Here is a 16,531-nt window from a genome sequence, read left to right as displayed (position 1 = left end):
GCCTGGCCGAACGGGCGCGCGGATTGGCCGCCACCTCGGCGTCGCCGGCCGTCACGCCGCCGCCCGCCTTGCGGAACGTCGCGGTGCGCGCATGCGCCTCGGGCAGGTGACGCGAGCCGGTCGCGACATCGGCCCGGTCTGCGATGAAACGCTTGACGATGCGGTCTTCCAGAGAATGGAAGGTGACCACGGCGAGCCGTCCGCCCGGCTTCAGAGCGCGTTCGGCCGCAAACAGGGCCTTGGCCAGTTCGCCAAGCTCGTCATTGACAAAAATGCGCAGCGCCTGGAAGACGCGCGTCGCCGGATGGATCTTGTCCTTCGGCGCCCGGCCGATATGCGTCTCGATGGCGTCGGCGAGTTCCAACGTGCGCTCGAACGGGCGCTTTTCGCGGCGCGCCTCGATCATGCGGGCAATGCGTCCGGCATGGCGCTCCTCGCCGAGGAAGCCGAAGATGCGGGCAAGATCGCCCGGCTTGAAGGAATTGACGACGTCGGCGGCGCTGAGGCCCGATTGCGCCATGCGCATGTCGAGCGGCCCGTCGGCGCGGAACGAAAACCCGCGCTCCGCCTGGTCGAGCTGCATCGAGGACACGCCGATGTCGAGCACGATCCCGTCGGCGCTCTCGACATGTTCGTCCAGCGTCGAGAACGGCGCCTGCACCAGCCGCAGCCGACCACCCGACTGCACTTCAAGATCGCGCCCGGCCGCAATGGCATCCGGATCGCGGTCGATCGCCACCACGGAGGCGCCTGTCGCCAGAATGGCCCTGGTGTAGCCGCCGGCGCCGAACGTGCCATCAATGATGAGGTCGCCCTGCGCCGGCGCCAGTGCTTCGAGCACTTCGGCAAGGAGGACCGGAATGTGGCGGGCCGATCCGCCAACGGCGTGCCCATCTACGGCGCGAGGAAGGTCATCGCCGTGGCCTGCCGTCATTCCGGTCGCTCCCCAGGCTTCGTCCCCTGCCGAAGCTGCAAAAGCCGTGCCCGCGCCTGCGCCCCATAGGCGGCAAGCCGTCCCGGCTCCCAGATCTGAAAGAAATTGCCGCGCCCGACAAAGGCCACTTCCGCCGAGATGCCGGTGTGTTCGCGAAGGAAATCGCTCATCGTGATGCGGCCGTCCTGGTCGAGTTTCAAGAAGGTTCCGTCGCCATGGCAGAAGAACGACATATCGTCCGCCGTCTGCAGGAAGGGATCCTCGAGCGCTATGCGCTGCTCGTAGCGGTCGAGCAGGTCGAGCCCGCCGACATCCATCGCCGGCAGGTCCAGGCAGCGCAGCGCATAGAGTTCCGAATAGCCGCGCTTCTGCACGACGGCACGGAAATGCCCGGGAACGGACACCCGCCCCTTCGCATCGATCCTGCTCACCGTGTTTGACAGAAACCGGTCCATTAAACGCTACAGCCGCTTGCGCCGCCGCACCCCTCTGCATCTTGTCGCACGCGCCGCCGCAGCGCGTTCCCTGCCCCGTATCAGCCTCGTCCGCACAGGCAAAAACCAGCAAACGCGCAGCCGCCGCGGCTGCCCGATTGGCGTACGCTTTACCCTGACACGGAACGAAGGCTTTGATGTCTGGATGGGATATCATGGGGCACTATGGGCGTCAACGGGAATAGGCTTCACAAACACGCGCGCCCCGACCAAAGAGAGCAGCCGTGACGACACGTCTCGTCTTTATGGTCTATTAAGCCTAACGAAGCGTTATCGTTAAAGGGTTGATTTTGTTGAGAGCCGTTACCGCATGAATTGCATGGATGTTGGAAACGAAGGGCTCATTCGAGACCTCCAATTCGGCAGGATCATTCGCGAGCTTGCGCGGCTTGACCTTGAAATGCACACGCCGATGAGAGGTGAAACATGGATTTGCAAGCGGCGACCAAAACGCGCAAGATTCACCCCATCTGGGGAGGAAATACCATGAACCACAAGCTGATCAATGCGGCCGCCATTTGCGTCATCATTTCGACCGCCTACCTGGCAGCAAAAGAGATTTGGATGTTTTCCGAGGCCAGACAGGTACGGGCGCAGATCCAAGACGAGGAGACAAAAGCCGCCATTAAGGACGTCCTTGGCGCCAATTAACCGCCATCTTGCTCATGCAAATTATTTAGCATAATCTAATAAAACGAGGAAATATCTGCGGCCTGGGCAAGGGGGAAGCTGCAATGTTTCGTTTTCTGCGTGAATTCTTGGATGACCAACGCGGCGTCGCGATGATCCTCGTGGCTATCATGCTGCCTGCGCTCATCGGCCTTGCCCTTCTGGCGATCGACATGAGCCGGGCAAACTCGCTCCACCAGGAACTACAGAAGGGTGTCGATGCGCTCGCGCTTGCGACCGCTGCGGAACTGGATGGCAGAGCGGATTCAATCGACCGAGCTAACCGGGCGAAAGCCACGCTCCTCAGCAACACGACCAAGTTTTCGAAGCTGGGCAGTAACCACAAGCTTGCGCTTGCGGACGTGACCGTGACCTACCTGTCCGGGATACCCGCAAGCGACAACATCGCTTTGGGCGCTGACGGCGTCGATGCCAACGGCGTTAACTGGGCGGCACCCGACTCCAAATCAGCTGTATTCGCCGAGGTAACGGTGAACCCGTCCGGCTTGGCGGATGGTGCGGGGGCCTTCGAAGCGATCTTTCCAGCAAGCAGCAACAACACCTTCGACATCAGACCGCAGGCTGTGGCGGGATTCTTGACAGCCGTCTGTGATTTCACCCCGATTTTCATCTGCAACCCATATGAAGGTGACCCGGACCACACCCTTCAAGAGGCCGCGGCTGATCCGAACCTGCGCCGCCGGCAGATCGAAGTCCGCAAGGTCGGCAACGGCGCTGCGGCCGGCCCCGGCAATTTCGGTTTCCTTGAGCCTCCACAAGGGGTTGGAAACGGCGCTCAGGCTCTCGCCGAGACCATAGCTACATCTAAGCCGAAGGGTTGCTATGGGCGAAAGGGTGTCGATACCAAGACGGGTCAAAACGCGGGTCCTGTCCAAGATGCTTTCAACGTCCGGTTCGGCATCAGAGCCACAGGCGGCGGCTTCAACAACCCCGACTACGGCCCCGCAGCCAATGTCAGGAAGGGCGCCAAGAAGACTTCCGGCGGCGCCGGCCAGTGCCCCACCATGAACCAGCTAACGTTCGGCATGGCTGGCAATATGGGGCTACCGAGAGACCAATCCACCCCATACATGGGCGGCCGCATGGGCGACGGAAACTGGCCACTGGACACTTATTGGAGCACCAATTTCGGGGGAATCCCACAACCCACAGGATGGGCCGGCACCAAGCCGACGCGCTACGAGGTCTACAAATACGAACAGTCGGCTGGATTGGTCGGCCATCCGTCCACGGGCAATGAGATTGGATCTCCCCCTAACAGTTGCCAAGCGGTAATCACTTCGATCGACCGTCGTTTGCTCTATGGCGCAATTCTCAACTGCAACGCGCTTGAGGCCGAAGGAAATGATTTATCCGGTCACAGCACTGGCGTTCCGGTCGAAGCCTTCGGCAGTTTCTTTCTGACGGAACCGGTCCAGTCGGCTGCATCCGATGCCTCGGTCATGATGGAATTGGTCGACATCTCCACCGGCGGCCAAGGCACGCTGGACAAGTTCGTTCGCAACGAGGTGCAACTCTATCGTTGAGGGCGAGGTCGGCGCTTCCAGCATTTCGCCTTCACCCAGTTCGAGCTCGGGCCGCCGTGGTATCGGCTATCGATACGCTTCGACACCACTCCCTCTAAGCCAGCCTGTTCGACGAGATAGAAGATGGACTTGGCGTCGCCGGGCAGCGCCTCGCTGAATTGGATGCGGCTGTTCGGCTTGATGATGCTGAACAGCATCTCCCGGCGCGCCTTGCAGCCGATATCGCGCAGGTCGTGGCCGTTCAGGTGCATGATGTCGAAGGCGCCCAAGACCGCGGCATAGGGGTCTTTGCGGACCATGCGCTGCATCGCATTGAAATCCGGCAATCCGGCGGCATTCACGATCACCGCCTCGCCGTCGATAATCGCGTTTTCGACCTCGAGCCCGCGCGCCGCCTCGACGATGCCTGCGAAGTTAGGTGACCAGTCAGCACCGCTCTTGGTGAAGACCTGAATATCGTTCGGCCCATTGATGACGACCTGGGCGCGGTAGCCGTCAAGCTTGACCTCGTGGATCCAGCCATCTCCCAAGGGCGGCATGGCGGCCAACTTCGGGGTCATGGGAGGAATGAACGCCAGCCGCTCGGCCATGCAAACTCCGCGTGATGCAACGCGATTCAATAGCGCAGAGGTGTTTCGGTTCCATAAACGCAAAAAGGGCCCGCCCCGGCGAACCGGAGCGGGCGTATACGCGATTGCGGATGATTTAGTTTTATACGCTTTCGCGTGTGGCGCTATAGGTGCACCACCTCGAGCCCAATAGCTTCTGCCAGTGCCAACTCGGCCTTGGCTCCGCGCGAATTCTGCCAGCCGGGCAGAAGAGCGATCGCTTCAGCATGCCGGCATATCCAGTCACAGTCGTCGGCGAGCGCAATGCGGGTCGAGAAACCGTGCTCCGCGGCGGCGAGAATCTCACAGCCGGCAGCATTACCGATTGAGATGTCTTTGCCCTCTCGAACGGTGTCGCGCTCGGCTGGCGAAAAGACCTCATGACCTTCGGCGCGAAGTTTGGCGGCCGCAGCATGGAAGGCGGGATAATTAAAAAGCGGAATACCCCGCATAGGCCCCGCCAAATATGTCCTCATGACGCGAGCCTCCGCATAAGGTCGACAACCGCAAGGCGAAGGTTGCCGAGTCCGCCGTCGTTCAGCAGTTTTACATCCTCGACGATGCCCGCTTGGAACACATCGCTCTCGCAGCCGACTGGGCCGACATGCCCGGGGCGCTCGACGCGAACAATGACTCCGCCGGCGGCTTTCCAATGCGCCGCTTCGTACACCAGGCTCTCGGCGATCAGTTTGGCGCCAGGGTTGCTTCGTTGATGCCGCGCAACCTCCGCGCCAAGGGTCCATTCTGGGCCTAGCGTCACCCCGAAGAATTTGCCTAGTTTCTCCATAAAGTAACGCGGCGAAACCCGCCCCGGCAGGAGATCGGATGGCATATCCTTAAGGCTGCCGTAGACCATCTCGTTTGCTTCGGTCGACGTGGCGCCGAGATGCATGAAGTAGGCCAGCGTGGCGGCCTTCCCGCCGTCGAACGCATGGATGCGGCGAAAGCCGAAGCTTTCAACCAGCATGTTGGCAACGGTGCTCTTGCCGACGTTGCGGGAGCCGGTGAGGCCGATCATGAGGCTCATGCGCGTTCACCGATCGCCGGGATCCTGAAACGGGGCTTGCCACCATCGACAGGCGGCTCCTTGGGCTCATAGAGCGACCCCTCCTCCGGAACGCCAGGCACGATTCTGCGTATCTGGGTCACGCCACGCCTTGGGTGCACAGTCAGGAACGTCTGCGAGCAAGGCCGGGGCTTGAAGCGAAAATCGCGGGCATACTCAGACGGGCCCGGCAGTGAGCCATTGCAGATGCCCTCCTCGAGCTCGAGCGCCACATGGAAGTGGCCGCACATGATGAAGTCGAGCGTGATGCCACGGCCGGCATAGTCCATGACCAGCTTCTTGAAGCCGCGAGCGATGGTGGCGGCCGCTCCCACAAAGCCGGCGCCGCCGCGGGAGCCGATGCGATCGCCATGAGTGATCAGGAACCGGTAGCCATAGATCCAGATCAGTGCGTCACCAGAGATCGGCTTGAACATCCGGAACCAGTCCGGATACTTGCCGCCTTCCTTGAAATGCAATTCGACCAAGTCGGCGACGAGCGTGTCATAGGAGTGCTCGGCATAGAGTTTCGATTCCGGCTTTCTTGTCGTCCGCCCATGGTTGCCCGGGATCGAGATGATGTCGATCGGGCAGTCGATGTGCTGGCGGATGTGCTCGATGCCGGAAACGATGTGCGCAGCGCAGTCCTTGAGAGCAGGGATGGAAAGCAGCGCATTTGACTTGGCGAGCTCGTCATGGATTTCGCCGCTGATCATATCGCCACCCAGCACCAGAATGATCCGCTCCGGCGGATCCTGATCGGCCGGCCAGTGCCGGGTCATCAGTTCGACCGCAGTCACGAAGACTCTCTCAAGGCGACTCCTGGCGATGTCGGCGTCGTATGAATTCAGGCCGTCCATATTGCCTAGATTGATGGTCTCTCCCCATTGAAGATCTGAAAGGAACAGGATCGCCGTCTCGCGCGATCGTGAAGACTTACCATGGCGCTGGAAGGTGACCGGCTCGAGTGGATCAGTCAGACCAAGAACCGATGAGCGGAAATCCTCGGCACCAGATACGCGCCCAAGGAGATCCTTGTTCTCGGTCTCTAGGCGCTTCACTTGGTTACGAAGGCGGTGCTCAATCAGCTTGTCATCCACAGTCGCCTGCGGTCGATCGGCCCTCGCTGGCTCTGGATTTGCGGGGGTCTGATAGATCGACCAATCAGGCGCAAAGTTCTTCTGCTTGGTTGCCTTGAGACCTTCCTCGGCGATCACCCAGCTATTGACTGTGCCGCGACTGACGCCGAGGCTTTTTGCTGCCTCTGTCACGCACCCTTTCTTCCCCGACACCCCCATCGGTGGAAACCCGTCCCTCAACGCCTGCTCGACTGCAGTTTTGCGGCGCAAGCGTTCTTCGTCAGACAGCGCTGGTGTGCCCATGCTGATCCTCCTGCTCTGTTTCTAGACTCAGTAGTCCTCGTCGGAATCGTGTCGCGGCCATACCCTCCGAACGACTGCGTCCGTTGCGATGTCAGAGATCCACATCGCCATCGCTCCAATCAGGAACGCGATGGCGTAGTTTGCCGTCTGATCAGGCTCGGCCGGCAATGGCGGCCAGTCCCAGACGCGAACGATGTGTACTGCTGGTGCAGTCAAATAGGCGGCCGCCAGACAGCCGCAAATCGGGGAGACAACCATCTCCCGGAACTTGAATTTCTTGCGCGACAAAGCGCGGAGAAGGCCGCCGGCGGTTCCGGCCGCAAGGACCGCTGGGTCAATACCCAGTGAGACGAAAACGTCGTGGAGTGTCATGATGGCCCCCTATGGCGTTCAGGATTTCTTCTTCGGCTCACGAGCGAGTTTGTTGCGATCGTACCAGGCAGCGCACCATGCAATCTGACCGTTTGCCCCACCGAGCGCGTTGTCAGTTTTCTTTGTCGCCGTATCGAAGCGATCCTGAAGAAGCACACCGCTACGCCACTGGCGCCGGCACAGCGCCGGGTAGTCAGGCATCCGTCTGGCTTCCTGCACGACCCTCTCGGCCGCGGCTACAGCCTCCTTGGCGACGTTCGCCTTGGCCTTGTCGCTGTAGGCTTGGCCGAGAAGCCACTTATTTGTTGCGCAGCCCGTCAAGGAACTGCTGATCAACGCGACAGTCAGCAGGAGGAGGACTGCTTTCAATTTTTGCGAGTTCATCGGCCATTTCCTTTTTCTCGGCATCGGTGAGCGTCAGTTGTGTCTCAAGTTCGATGCGCGCCGAGCGCTCTTCATCGGCAATCTTGCGCTGCTCTTCCGCCTTGCCGTCACTCCAAACCCGCAGTCGGCGCTCTTCGACGAGCGTCGCGTTGAGTGCATCCAGTTCAGCGCCGGCGACGAGTTCAGTGACGGCCTTGTTGACGGCCGTTCGGATGGCCGAGCCCCGATCGAAGTAGAGCCAGATGCCTGCCACAAGGAAGACCCACAGCGGCAGCGTAATGCTGAACACAAGGACGGGCAGAATCCACTTGCGGACGAATTCTTCAACGACGAGCCACATCAGAGGCCACTCACACAAAGTTCAGCCTCGCCGATGCGCTGGGCATCGCCCATCTCGCGGCGGCGCACCAGCCCTTGGACGATATCGCCGCCAGCCTTGTTGAAGGCGGTCATGGCCAAGCACGCCGTGTTATAGTCGCCGGCTTCGGCGAAGCTGGCCGCGCGGGAGCCGCACAGACCCTTGTGCTTTTCCTTCGAGCCGACGCCGAAGTTGTAGGCGCCAGAAAGCAGAGATGCCTGTAGGCTCACCGGCAGTTTGGTGTAGCCAGCGATGCAGCGGGTCAAGGGCTTGTAGTAGTCATTGACGACGCGCTTCATCAACATGTCGTGGCACTGCTCCTTGGTGAAGCTCATGCCTGGCGTAACAGGCTTGCCATTGACCAGGGTGTCGCCGTGGCAGATGTCGTATTTCTTGGCGAAGCGATCCCAGTGCGACTTCAGCACCAGCCCCTCCCAAGGGATGATCAGAGAGTCGACAGCGAGAACAACGGCCGGCGGAGTCTTGTTCGTCGAGTAGTATCCGCCAGCCGCCAGAGCAGCGGCCAGTGCAGCGGCGATCGCCGACTTGGCGCGGCCGCTCGAACGAATCTTGTTAATCGGCATTGCTGCCTCCTGAGATTTTGGGTTGGTGGATGAGACGACCGATGGCCGAGGCGACTGCGAACAGAATGCCCATCAACTGAAAAGCCTTGGGCGAGAGCGGTAGCAGGCCGTCGAAGTAGGACCACATGTCAGCAAGGACGCCGAGTATCTCGAGCAGCGCGCCCATCCATGCAAAGTGGAAGCTGTAGGCGCGGTTGCGCACCGCGCGCCAATCGTCGATGAGGCGCATGGGCAGTTCCTTCTGGAAGTTGCGCTTTAGGCCGAAAGACCCGGCAGCGCTGCGTCGGCGACCGGCGGCATCAGCGCGATCGACCGAATGAAAAATCCCTTGTAGGAAGATCCATCATTGGGTCCACCGAAAGTCGCAATTTCCTGCAGGTCAAGACTTTGAACGGAAGCGTCGGTGACTACAGCATTTCCATCGGTTGATACCGACAGAAGACTATCTGTACGGGTCACAGCGACTTTGTGGACACCGGCCAGATAAGCGCCGGTGTCGAAGATTTCACGGATGGTTGAGCCCGTGTCATACGTGTCAATCGTGCCTGCACCAGTATTATCGATGCCAAAGTGGTGGTGATTGCCGCTCTCCCAGATGTAGAGCAACTCGGTGTAATCGACTCCGGCCAGTTCTTCCCATTCGATCACATTCGTCCAACTCATTGTGATCAGGTCAGTGAGAAAATCGCCGGCGGCAAAGACGCCGCCTGCAACATCATTGTCGAGGATTTCGAGACCGCTCGCCCCTACTCTCGCCGGCTTGTCGATGATATCGGCCAGCACGACCGGAGAGCCGTTCTTGGTGTAGACCTCGTTGATGAAATCCAGGGTCCAGACGTTGACGTCTGGCGTGGGCGGCGGCCCATCGCCCGTCGCCAATACAAAAGGATTGAGAAGAACGCCCACCTACAGAACCCCGCGGAACGTCAATTTCAATCCCTTGGCACCGACGCCGGCCCCGACGATATCAACCGTCACTTCGGCGTCATCCACCATTGCAGTTGTTGAAAGAACGGAAGGTGTTGCCGCGGTTACAGTCGTCTTTTCTGTCGCATCGAAAGTCGGTCGCGTGGAAAAGATCGTGACCCCGCTCTGCTTCACATCCACTTCAACCTGCCCTCCGGAATCGGAGCCGGTGTTGAGAGAGCCGCGAACCGATGACAGGGTAAAGCCGACCGGCCAGCGGAAAGTCAGTTTTGCAGTTCCGGCGGTGAGGTCGGTAGTCTCATCGCTCACAGCCACCTGATGATAGAATGGTATGGCCGGAGCAGATGGAGGAGATCCACTGGCGCCGGCGGCGGCGCGAACATTGATCCCGTCGGAGATGAAGCTTCCGATATCGCCATTCACGACAGTCTGCGGTGTGGCCGCCTGACCTGAAATCTGGACCGTAACGTCCTGACCGCAGTTGTTGTAAACCGTGAATGGCCCACGCTCCTCGGCTGGAACATTCAGCGTCACTGCGCCGGTTGGGCCGGGAGACCCGGCAATCAGCTTCAGAAAAGTACCCTCCCAAAAAAGGTCAGATGTCAGCGTCTCAGTCGTTCCGTCGATCGAGACATCGACAAAGCCGAAGGCCGCAGACTCAACGCGGTTGTCACGGTTGTTGATGGCGGTTACGCCATCGGTGACCTGCCCCTGGGCGACCGGAACCGCCTGGGGGATTTTCTGCTCGATTGTCATTGATTACCTCAGAGCGAGATCGTCGCCTCGGTGACGTGCCCTCTGCCGGCGGCAGCTGACATCATGTAGATGCGGATATTTGCTTGCGCCGGAGGCGAACCCCAGTCGGTGACTTTCTGCGCGGCTGTGTATCGCCACTCGTTGGTGGTGATCGGATAGGTATGGATGGCCGTATTGGGAGAGTCAGCATCCATGACGTCGACCTCGAAAGAGAGCGTCGCTTCGCCGCAATCCGGAACGGCGCTGAACATCTCCCATGCTGACAGCCGGCTGCGATAATCGAAGGCGACGACCGTGTCGCCGCCATCGATCTCATCATCGACGTTGATAACCGCATAGGGCTTCTCTGCGGCTCCCGTGATCGTGTGCTGTTCCGCCACCACCGCGGCCGGCGACCCGTCGAAACCAACCGCCTTAAAGAAGTCTGTCACGTTGAGATCAGTGAGCGGGTGCGCGATTTTTTGGACCCATGCAGGACTTGCCACGACGAAATAATCACCCACTTGATGAAGGCCAGCATAGACCTCGGTTCCGCGCCAGCCCCTGACGGCAAATCCCGATATGGTGTAGGAGCCATCATCGTTGAGGATGACAGTCGTAAAGCCGACACCCTCCCACCGTCCGTCCTTGCCCACAAATGCAAGATTGGAGCCGAGAAGAACTTGCTCTTCAGTTGCGGCCGCGGGCGCGTCGCCGGATATCTTGCGAACGATCAGACTGTTGGTGAAGTCACCCGCGTGCGCGTTTGGCATATCGGGGAACGCTTGGGTGCAGACCCCGACAAAACCCCTATGTGTCGCCTGATCGTAGGCTACCGACAGATTTCCGGCTGTCTTGCCTTCATAGAGCGTGCCGCCACCCCATGTGACCTGACCGCGAGACGCAACGACGCCGTATTGAACCAGCGAAGCGCCTGCGGCGTCGTCTTGGTAGCTATACAGCGGAATATCCAGATGGATGTATTGTGACTGCAGGCTGACCGACACAATGCCGGAGTAGCCCGTATTTGTAACTGCGGCGACGTCGGCTGACAGCGACGTCTGGAAGTCCCTCGCGTCAAACTCAATGACGAGGTTTTCCTTGATGTTCACTTTGGTCAATTCGACCGTATAGGAGACATTCCCCGATGGCACGAGGATGACGTCTCCGGGAATGAACTTCACAAACTCGGCATAGGTCGAAAACGAGTGCGTCCTGTCCTTAGCCTGAAGGCTCCACAGCAACTCGTTGACGAGCCGCTCCCCATCCAGATCCGACAAGGTAAGTGACGTCTGGTACTGCGCCTCCCGGGTAGATCGCGTGACCTCGTACAGCGCGCTGAAGCTGTCTGCGGTGACCGTGCGGGATTGATAGTTGTCGTCTTTTGAAATGTATTCCAGCGAGACCTTGGCGATGCGGGTGATATCGCTTCTGTCAACCGATGTGATCGACCCATCCGCCTTGAACACCAGATCGGAACCGACCAGCGTGTCGTTGGCTACGAACGATCCGTCGGTCGGAGTCTTGCGGAAGTGGATGCTGCTCCCGATGTCGGTCCATACGAAGCCGAGCGGATCCTGGTAGGAGCGAAGGAGGGTGCGAATGTTCGTGCCATCATTTTTGATGACGTCACCCCAATCAGCGAGACCATCAAACCCTGAGAACTCGATCTGGTCGATCGTGTACGGTCCGAGATAGGTCAGAAGATCGGTGATGTGGCTTTCGAGGGTGATCTGACCAGGCAAAGTCCCGGGGATTTTGTATTCCGTCCAGACATCGTCTCCAATGGAAAAATAGAAGGCAAGAGACGACTGATCGAAAATCCCAGTCCGGAAATCGGCATATGAGAGGCCCGAAGCATTATCGATGAGGGGAGTGATCGTTTTCTCATTGATGTTAAGAACATCAATGCCGATCGGACTCTGCCGGAACATGAGCACAGACCCGGGACGACTCCAGAGCCGGTCCAGCGCGCTCAGAAAGGAGTCCGAGTTTTGGTAGAACTCATCCGTGTCGACCGATTCAACGGCCGCGCCAGATGTCGGACTGACCAACAGTATACGATCACCATCCTGCACGACCAGATATTCGGTGAGCGAGTCATACCAAAGCACTTCCACATTGTCTTGGTCCGCTATGGTAAAGACAAGCGTGGAGGCCCAGTCTGCCCCGTCGAAGGTTAGCTCATAAATCTGTTTATGACTGCCAGCAAAAAACGAGACGGTCCCGGGCTGTTGTCTGCCTCGACAATGCGCATTGAGTACCAGAGGAAGCCCAGTTTCGCTTACATCGAGTGTCTTGGTGACTATGTCGATGACGGACATGACGGGTGTGCCAGAAAAATCTTCTCGGCCGACAACGACAAATTTGTCATCGAATGGCATCACCTGATAATGTGAGGCGTCAAAGTCAATTTCGAAAAAGGAGGCGACGAGTTCTCCCGTCGCCGCGTTGTACACGCAGTCCTTGTTTGCCAGTAGCGCATGATCGTGATGGACGAAGACATAGCCGGCACCTTCAATGGCCAGGCAGGTGTGAACCGATGTGATGCCGACGTAGTCCTCTGATCCTTGTAGCGGTACGCGGTATCTCTCCTGCTTGGTGTCTAGATCCAAAACCGCGAGGTAGACCGGCGTGAGGCCGGGCACTTCGGTATCCGTGAGGATCTGGTAGATCAGACGATCCTGACGATCGTAGGCGGCCTGTTGACCTGCGGCCAGATTCAGAAAGACTTCTGGCGTCTGGCCGGTCCACGCGATCTCAGTGTTGCCGCCAGTCACCGTCGCTGCGTTGGAGATGACGACATTGATCGTTGGCGCTGTCAGACTCGGAAAGTCCGGAAGGAAGAGCAGGACATCACCCGTGTGCGCGCCAGCATTAGCTCCTACAATTGTCCTGACGAGCGGGTCGACCGTGGTCTGAAGCCCGTTATAGAAACGAAAAGCAATCTTCGGGATCGCGCCATTCTCTGCGTCAAACACGACCTCATCGTTTGCCTCGATTCGAATGATGTCGTAGCCGCGGCCGAAGTAGTCCCTGCAAAGTAGATAGCCGACATCGATTGTCGCGACTGAGGTTGGCTCCGGATAGGTAAGTTCAAATTCAGACCCTATGCGCTCCCCCCTATAAGTCGTGGTTACGACTTTCGTCTGACCATAAACAGGGATGCCCTCGACCCTTCCAGTTCCGATGACAGCTGCCTTCGGACGCCCAAGAGCACCAGGTGTGCCGACGCCAGTGCGCCTAGTCGAGACGTTGTCGACGCGGGGGGGCTCAGGCGGAAAATACCAGGTCCCTTTATAGACCTTCTGGCCAAGAATCGCCATCAGCCAAGCCCGCCATAAAGCTCACCCGGCGTATAATCATAGCCAGAGAAATTGTTCTTGCGGCCATTCACAGCGCAGACGGCGCGCGTTCTCGCGCAGCCGCCGTGCATCAACAGCGTGTCTCCGACCTCGATATCAAGCGAGAACCCATCGATCAGTTCGACAAGGCTGGTTCCGCTTGACCATTTTCTGACCATGCGACTGTCCCCCGCATTGTTCCCGGAGGTCATCTTTATTGCGCCGCCGAAATTGAAATTGATCGAGGAGGGATTCGAGATCGCGACGATGAATTTCCCGTTGCTGGTTACGGACACGATGGTCCCGGAGACCTCTCGGGTTGACAGATCAAACCCGCACTCTGGTGAACCGAAGACGTGGTTGCACTTGGGCTGGATCTTGTCGAGGATGATGTCGCCAAGTTGCTCACCCTTGGTGGCGATTTCCAACGTCGCAGCAATGCTGTCCGAGAACGAGGAGTTGCCGATGTAGCCGGTCGCCATGATCTCGCGGTTGTCGGGAGAATCGATGTCCGCCAGGTAAAGGACCACCGTCGCCTTACGCCAAACGCCGCGCTTGACGTGTTCAGAAAAGATCGGTCCGATCTCATCCACAGGCAGCGTGATGTCGACGGTCGCCGGGAATCCATCCACCGTGTAGGTGACGCTGGTCATGTTGAAGCCAGGATCGCCGAGGAAGTTTTCGTCCGGGCTACTCAGTGTGGTGACATCTTCTCCGGAGGACGAGAGACGCACGACATCACCGAGGCGGTTCGTCGCCTCCACCAGCCATACAGGCGTGATTGTTTGCCCCCCGAGCATGGTCAGGAGTGGTGTTGGGATATCGCGCGGCATCAGGCGTTGATGTCCTCTATGGCGGCCATGCCGGAGATCGTCGCATAGGCGCCGCGCGGACCGTCTATGGTGATGTCCTGCGATGACGTCTCAAGCCGGCAGGCCACGTAATAACTGCCAGTCCATGTGAGGGTTTCCCCGTTCGTCCAAGGCGTCGTCGGGACGATGAGGCCATCGACCTTTGTTGAGATCGCCTTGACCGCTCCGTTCGACTTGACGACTATGGATGCCTCATCCTCGTCGAGGAACTTGACCGGATAATCGTAAGGCCGACTGCCGCCGAATGCGATCTTCAGTTGCTTACCGGCAGACGTCCCATCGCCGACGCCGAAGATCTGATCGACCACCGAATAATGGCGCCAGTCCCGGATGAGCACTGGATAGCCGCAGCCGCGGATCTCCTCGATCTGCTCGCACATCGCCCGAAGTTCGGCGATGAGCTTGTTGTTGTACGCCATGGTCATCCTGCGGAGCGGGCGTGTCCGCCTCACGATCGAGCGCACGCCACCGCCGTTCATCTGGATCATCTCGGAATTGAAATCCGGGGTTGACGAGACGAAACCCAATCCGGCCGTTTTGGGGAATGTGGGATAGGTCATCAGACTCTCCCGCTCAGTGCACCGTCGACCGTCCTGATAAACTCGTAGGCGGCCTGGCGGCCGGCCTCAGCGCCGTCGGTTACGCCGTTGACGTTGATGTCACCGACTGTGATGTTACCCATGCTCTGAGGCTGCTTGCCGTAGTCCTGGGGCCCGGTTTGAAGCGTTGGCCTTTTGATTTTGCCAATACCCCAACTCGAAATGTAGCTGCCATACTGCGAGTCGAACGCGTCGCCGAACATGGTGTTACCCGTGCCCGTCGCGCCGCTGTCGTTGTTGTGGACTAGGGCAGCCAAGGCATATGAGTTGAGATTCATCGCGGCCGTGACTTCTGATAGTTTGCTGATCGTAATATGCTGCTGGTTTGACAGATCTCTGAACCCGCCAGATGCCGTTTGATCCAGATTTCTGACACAGTCGCCGACGGCGTTGGCGGCCGCCGTAGTCAGATCTTGACTGACTCGCGTCACCGAGACGCCGCTTTCAATAGCCTTGACAATTTTTTTGCTATCATCGCCGCTTGTCAAACTACGGACTGCTCCATACGTGACACGGTCATCTTCGATGTTGGTTGACTGGCGCCCGCCCGCTGCTATCCTTCCGGCGAAATCCGTGGCGCCCGACGCGGCTATTGCAGCCTTGCGAGCATTGATCTCACTTTGTGGAACCTGATAGTTTTCGTTGAACAGCGGAGATGACTCGAACACGTCACCAACCGCTTTGATGGCGTCTTTCAACTGGCTGGATTGCGCGAGTGGGGCGGCCACTCCGCCGTCCGCGTGCAGCGTCTTGATCGTCACCGTCACCGTCTTGTCGTGCAACGAGTCGATAGCCGCGGCAATGCCAAAGACTTGGTTTATCGATGACAGTGCGCTTCCAGACAGCGTATTGATTGCGTCGATTCCGTGAGCGGCAGAGTCCGTAGCGGCCGCGCCGACGAGATTGAGAGCCTCTGACGTTTTGGTAGCGTCTGCACGTATCTGTGCGCCAGCCACGAGATAATGTTGCGCATATCGCGTTGCATCCTCTTCATCGGCGGCGGCCGCAGTATTCCTGAAGCGGGAAACGCCGATGCCAGTCGCTGGATCAACAGTGCGCGTGCCAGTCAGCCCGGCCTTGCTAATAACCGGATTCGCCTTGAGGGTATCAAGGGCGCCCGTCAGACGGGCGATCCACGATACCGCATCCTGGATGCCTTTGATGAACCCGTCGAGAGCAGTGGAATTGGCACCAAGGCTGCTCAATTGTTTCCGGATCTTTGCGAGACCGGATGTGAATGCATCAGAATTGACGCTGCCCTCAATAAACCTCTTCACCAGATTCTGGAGCTCGGCATCGATCGCGCCATATGATTGTGACACACCATCGATCTCGATAGCTTGACCAAACATACTCCGGCCGCCGTTGGCGAATGCCGTGCCAAGATCGGTTTGCGCCAGTTTCAAGCGTTCGGTCAAAGCCTCAAGATCGGTCTGGCGCTGGATCAACTCGTCGAGTTCTTTCGCGCGCGCCGTGCTTTTTGCCTGGATGAGGTCCCCACTGGCGGCGTTCTGCAATGCGGTGCTCACGCCCTCTAGGATGTCGAGTTCCTTCTTGGACGCGATTATAGCTTGGGCGCCGACCCGAACGCGTTGACGGATAGCATCGGTAATCTTGATGTTTTTGCCGGCGATGCTTTCGAGAATGCCATCTTCGGTCTCCAGCAGGCTTTGCTCT

Annotated in this window: 18 protein-coding genes and 1 pseudogene; 2 read left to right on the top strand and 17 right to left on the bottom strand. The window is 58.8% G+C overall.

What is annotated here, in order from left to right; genetic code table 11:
* Positions 1–934: 16S rRNA (cytosine(1402)-N(4))-methyltransferase RsmH (gene rsmH / locus EN884_RS03845; protein WP_128360475.1), on the bottom strand; the 934-nt coding region annotated here is incomplete at its 3' end.
* Positions 931–1,389: a division/cell wall cluster transcriptional repressor MraZ gene (gene mraZ / locus EN884_RS03840; protein WP_063168314.1), complete on the bottom strand. Its 459-nt coding sequence runs from the start codon at positions 1,387–1,389 to the stop codon at positions 931–933. The genes mraZ and rsmH, both read right to left, overlap by 4 nt.
* Positions 1,390–1,854: 465 nt before the next feature.
* Between mraZ and EN884_RS03835 the strand changes: the two genes are divergently transcribed.
* Positions 1,855–2,079, top strand: a complete 225-nt coding sequence (locus EN884_RS03835) for a hypothetical protein (RefSeq protein ID WP_063168315.1) — start codon at positions 1,855–1,857, stop codon at positions 2,077–2,079.
* An 83-nt stretch (positions 2,080–2,162) separates the two neighbouring features.
* The gene (locus EN884_RS03830) at positions 2,163–3,644 is read left to right on the top strand and encodes a pilus assembly protein TadG-related protein (protein ID WP_063168316.1); all 1,482 of its coding nucleotides are present in this window, start codon (positions 2,163–2,165) and stop codon (positions 3,642–3,644) included.
* On the opposite strand, the gene EN884_RS03825 is transcribed toward EN884_RS03830, so the two are convergent.
* The 15 genes and pseudogenes from EN884_RS03825 to EN884_RS39315 form a co-directional block, all read right to left on the bottom strand.
* Complete coding sequence (locus EN884_RS03825; RefSeq protein ID WP_063168317.1) at positions 3,635–4,234, bottom strand: RNA ligase family protein; 600 nt, start codon at positions 4,232–4,234, stop codon at positions 3,635–3,637. The two genes, EN884_RS03830 and EN884_RS03825, sit on opposite strands and share 10 nt — an antisense overlap.
* Before the next feature lie 143 nt (positions 4,235–4,377).
* On the bottom strand, positions 4,378–4,704 hold the full coding sequence (locus tag EN884_RS03820) for a DUF4406 domain-containing protein (protein ID WP_199489653.1): 327 nt from the start codon (positions 4,702–4,704) through the stop codon (positions 4,378–4,380).
* A 20-nt stretch (positions 4,705–4,724) separates the two neighbouring features.
* Positions 4,725–5,279 carry a hypothetical protein gene (locus tag EN884_RS03815; protein WP_063168319.1) on the bottom strand — a complete coding sequence of 185 codons (555 nt, stop codon included), beginning with the start codon at positions 5,277–5,279 and terminating at the stop codon, positions 4,725–4,727.
* A complete protein-coding gene (locus EN884_RS03810) occupies positions 5,276–6,679 on the bottom strand; it encodes a hypothetical protein (RefSeq protein WP_127224655.1) in 1,404 nt (467 codons plus the stop codon). The genes EN884_RS03815 and EN884_RS03810 overlap by 4 nt, the downstream gene beginning before the upstream one ends.
* Before the next feature lie 27 nt (positions 6,680–6,706).
* Entirely contained in the window at positions 6,707–7,051 is a 345-nt protein-coding gene (locus EN884_RS03805; protein WP_063168321.1) for a hypothetical protein, read from the bottom strand.
* A gap of 18 nt (positions 7,052–7,069) precedes the next feature.
* Complete coding sequence (locus EN884_RS03800; protein ID WP_127378983.1) at positions 7,070–7,252, bottom strand: hypothetical protein; 183 nt, start codon at positions 7,250–7,252, stop codon at positions 7,070–7,072.
* A 97-nt stretch (positions 7,253–7,349) separates the two neighbouring features.
* Positions 7,350–7,775 carry a hypothetical protein gene (locus EN884_RS03795; RefSeq protein ID WP_063168323.1) on the bottom strand — a complete coding sequence of 142 codons (426 nt, stop codon included), beginning with the start codon at positions 7,773–7,775 and terminating at the stop codon, positions 7,350–7,352.
* Positions 7,775–8,377, bottom strand: a complete 603-nt coding sequence (locus EN884_RS03790; protein ID WP_063168324.1) for a lysozyme — start codon at positions 8,375–8,377, stop codon at positions 7,775–7,777. Before EN884_RS03790 ends, EN884_RS03795 begins: the two co-directional genes overlap by 1 nt.
* On the bottom strand, positions 8,367–8,606 hold the full coding sequence (locus EN884_RS03785; RefSeq protein WP_063168325.1) for a hypothetical protein: 240 nt from the start codon (positions 8,604–8,606) through the stop codon (positions 8,367–8,369). The genes EN884_RS03790 and EN884_RS03785 overlap by 11 nt, the downstream gene beginning before the upstream one ends.
* A 26-nt stretch (positions 8,607–8,632) precedes the next feature.
* Entirely contained in the window at positions 8,633–9,283 is a 651-nt protein-coding gene (locus tag EN884_RS03780) for a hypothetical protein (RefSeq protein ID WP_063168326.1), read from the bottom strand.
* Positions 9,284–10,060, bottom strand: coding sequence for a hypothetical protein (locus EN884_RS03775; RefSeq protein WP_063168327.1), 777 nt, complete (start codon positions 10,058–10,060; stop codon positions 9,284–9,286). It lies immediately after the preceding gene.
* Between the two features lie 8 nt (positions 10,061–10,068).
* Positions 10,069–13,365 (bottom strand): phage tail protein, encoded by a 3,297-nt coding sequence (locus EN884_RS03770; protein ID WP_063168328.1) that lies wholly within the window; start codon positions 13,363–13,365, stop codon positions 10,069–10,071.
* Positions 13,365–14,216: a DUF2163 domain-containing protein gene (locus EN884_RS03765; RefSeq protein ID WP_082826479.1), complete on the bottom strand. Its 852-nt coding sequence runs from the start codon at positions 14,214–14,216 to the stop codon at positions 13,365–13,367. Before EN884_RS03765 ends, EN884_RS03770 begins: the two co-directional genes overlap by 1 nt.
* A complete protein-coding gene (locus tag EN884_RS03760) occupies positions 14,216–14,815 on the bottom strand; it encodes a DUF2460 domain-containing protein (protein ID WP_063168330.1) in 600 nt (199 codons plus the stop codon). Before EN884_RS03760 ends, EN884_RS03765 begins: the two co-directional genes overlap by 1 nt.
* Positions 14,815–16,531, bottom strand: a pseudogene (locus tag EN884_RS39315) (hypothetical protein); the annotation flags it as partial. The pseudogene EN884_RS39315 and the gene EN884_RS03760, both read right to left, overlap by 1 nt.

The sequence above is a fragment of the Mesorhizobium sp. M7A.F.Ca.AU.001.01.1.1 genome (assembly GCF_004022735.1).
Classification (GTDB): Bacteria; Pseudomonadota; Alphaproteobacteria; order Rhizobiales; family Rhizobiaceae; genus Mesorhizobium; species Mesorhizobium ciceri.
This window is presented reverse-complemented; position numbering and strand designations above follow the sequence as displayed.

What these genes read in the sequence shown, in the direction of transcription:
- mraZ (WP_063168314.1), bottom strand. Translation starts at nt 1,389, where the DNA reads ATGGACCGGTTTCTGTCAAACACGGTGAGCAGGATCGATGCGAAGGGG.
- EN884_RS03835 (WP_063168315.1), top strand. Translation starts at nt 1,855, where the DNA reads ATGGATTTGCAAGCGGCGACCAAAACGCGCAAGATTCACCCCATCTGG.
- EN884_RS03830 (WP_063168316.1), top strand. Translation starts at nt 2,163, where the DNA reads ATGTTTCGTTTTCTGCGTGAATTCTTGGATGACCAACGCGGCGTCGCG.
- EN884_RS03825 (WP_063168317.1), bottom strand. Translation starts at nt 4,234, where the DNA reads ATGGCCGAGCGGCTGGCGTTCATTCCTCCCATGACCCCGAAGTTGGCC.
- EN884_RS03820 (WP_199489653.1), bottom strand. Translation starts at nt 4,704, where the DNA reads ATGCGGGGTATTCCGCTTTTTAATTATCCCGCCTTCCATGCTGCGGCC.
- EN884_RS03815 (WP_063168319.1), bottom strand. Translation starts at nt 5,279, where the DNA reads ATGAGCCTCATGATCGGCCTCACCGGCTCCCGCAACGTCGGCAAGAGC.
- EN884_RS03810 (WP_127224655.1), bottom strand. Translation starts at nt 6,679, where the DNA reads ATGGGCACACCAGCGCTGTCTGACGAAGAACGCTTGCGCCGCAAAACT.
- EN884_RS03805 (WP_063168321.1), bottom strand. Translation starts at nt 7,051, where the DNA reads ATGACACTCCACGACGTTTTCGTCTCACTGGGTATTGACCCAGCGGTC.
- EN884_RS03800 (WP_127378983.1), bottom strand. Translation starts at nt 7,252, where the DNA reads ATGCCTGACTACCCGGCGCTGTGCCGGCGCCAGTGGCGTAGCGGTGTG.
- EN884_RS03795 (WP_063168323.1), bottom strand. Translation starts at nt 7,775, where the DNA reads ATGTGGCTCGTCGTTGAAGAATTCGTCCGCAAGTGGATTCTGCCCGTC.
- EN884_RS03790 (WP_063168324.1), bottom strand. Translation starts at nt 8,377, where the DNA reads ATGCCGATTAACAAGATTCGTTCGAGCGGCCGCGCCAAGTCGGCGATC.
- EN884_RS03785 (WP_063168325.1), bottom strand. Translation starts at nt 8,606, where the DNA reads ATGCGCCTCATCGACGATTGGCGCGCGGTGCGCAACCGCGCCTACAGC.
- EN884_RS03775 (WP_063168327.1), bottom strand. Translation starts at nt 10,060, where the DNA reads ATGACAATCGAGCAGAAAATCCCCCAGGCGGTTCCGGTCGCCCAGGGG.
- EN884_RS03770 (WP_063168328.1), bottom strand. Translation starts at nt 13,365, where the DNA reads ATGGCGATTCTTGGCCAGAAGGTCTATAAAGGGACCTGGTATTTTCCG.
- EN884_RS03765 (WP_082826479.1), bottom strand. Translation starts at nt 14,216, where the DNA reads ATGCCGCGCGATATCCCAACACCACTCCTGACCATGCTCGGGGGGCAA.
- EN884_RS03760 (WP_063168330.1), bottom strand. Translation starts at nt 14,815, where the DNA reads ATGACCTATCCCACATTCCCCAAAACGGCCGGATTGGGTTTCGTCTCG.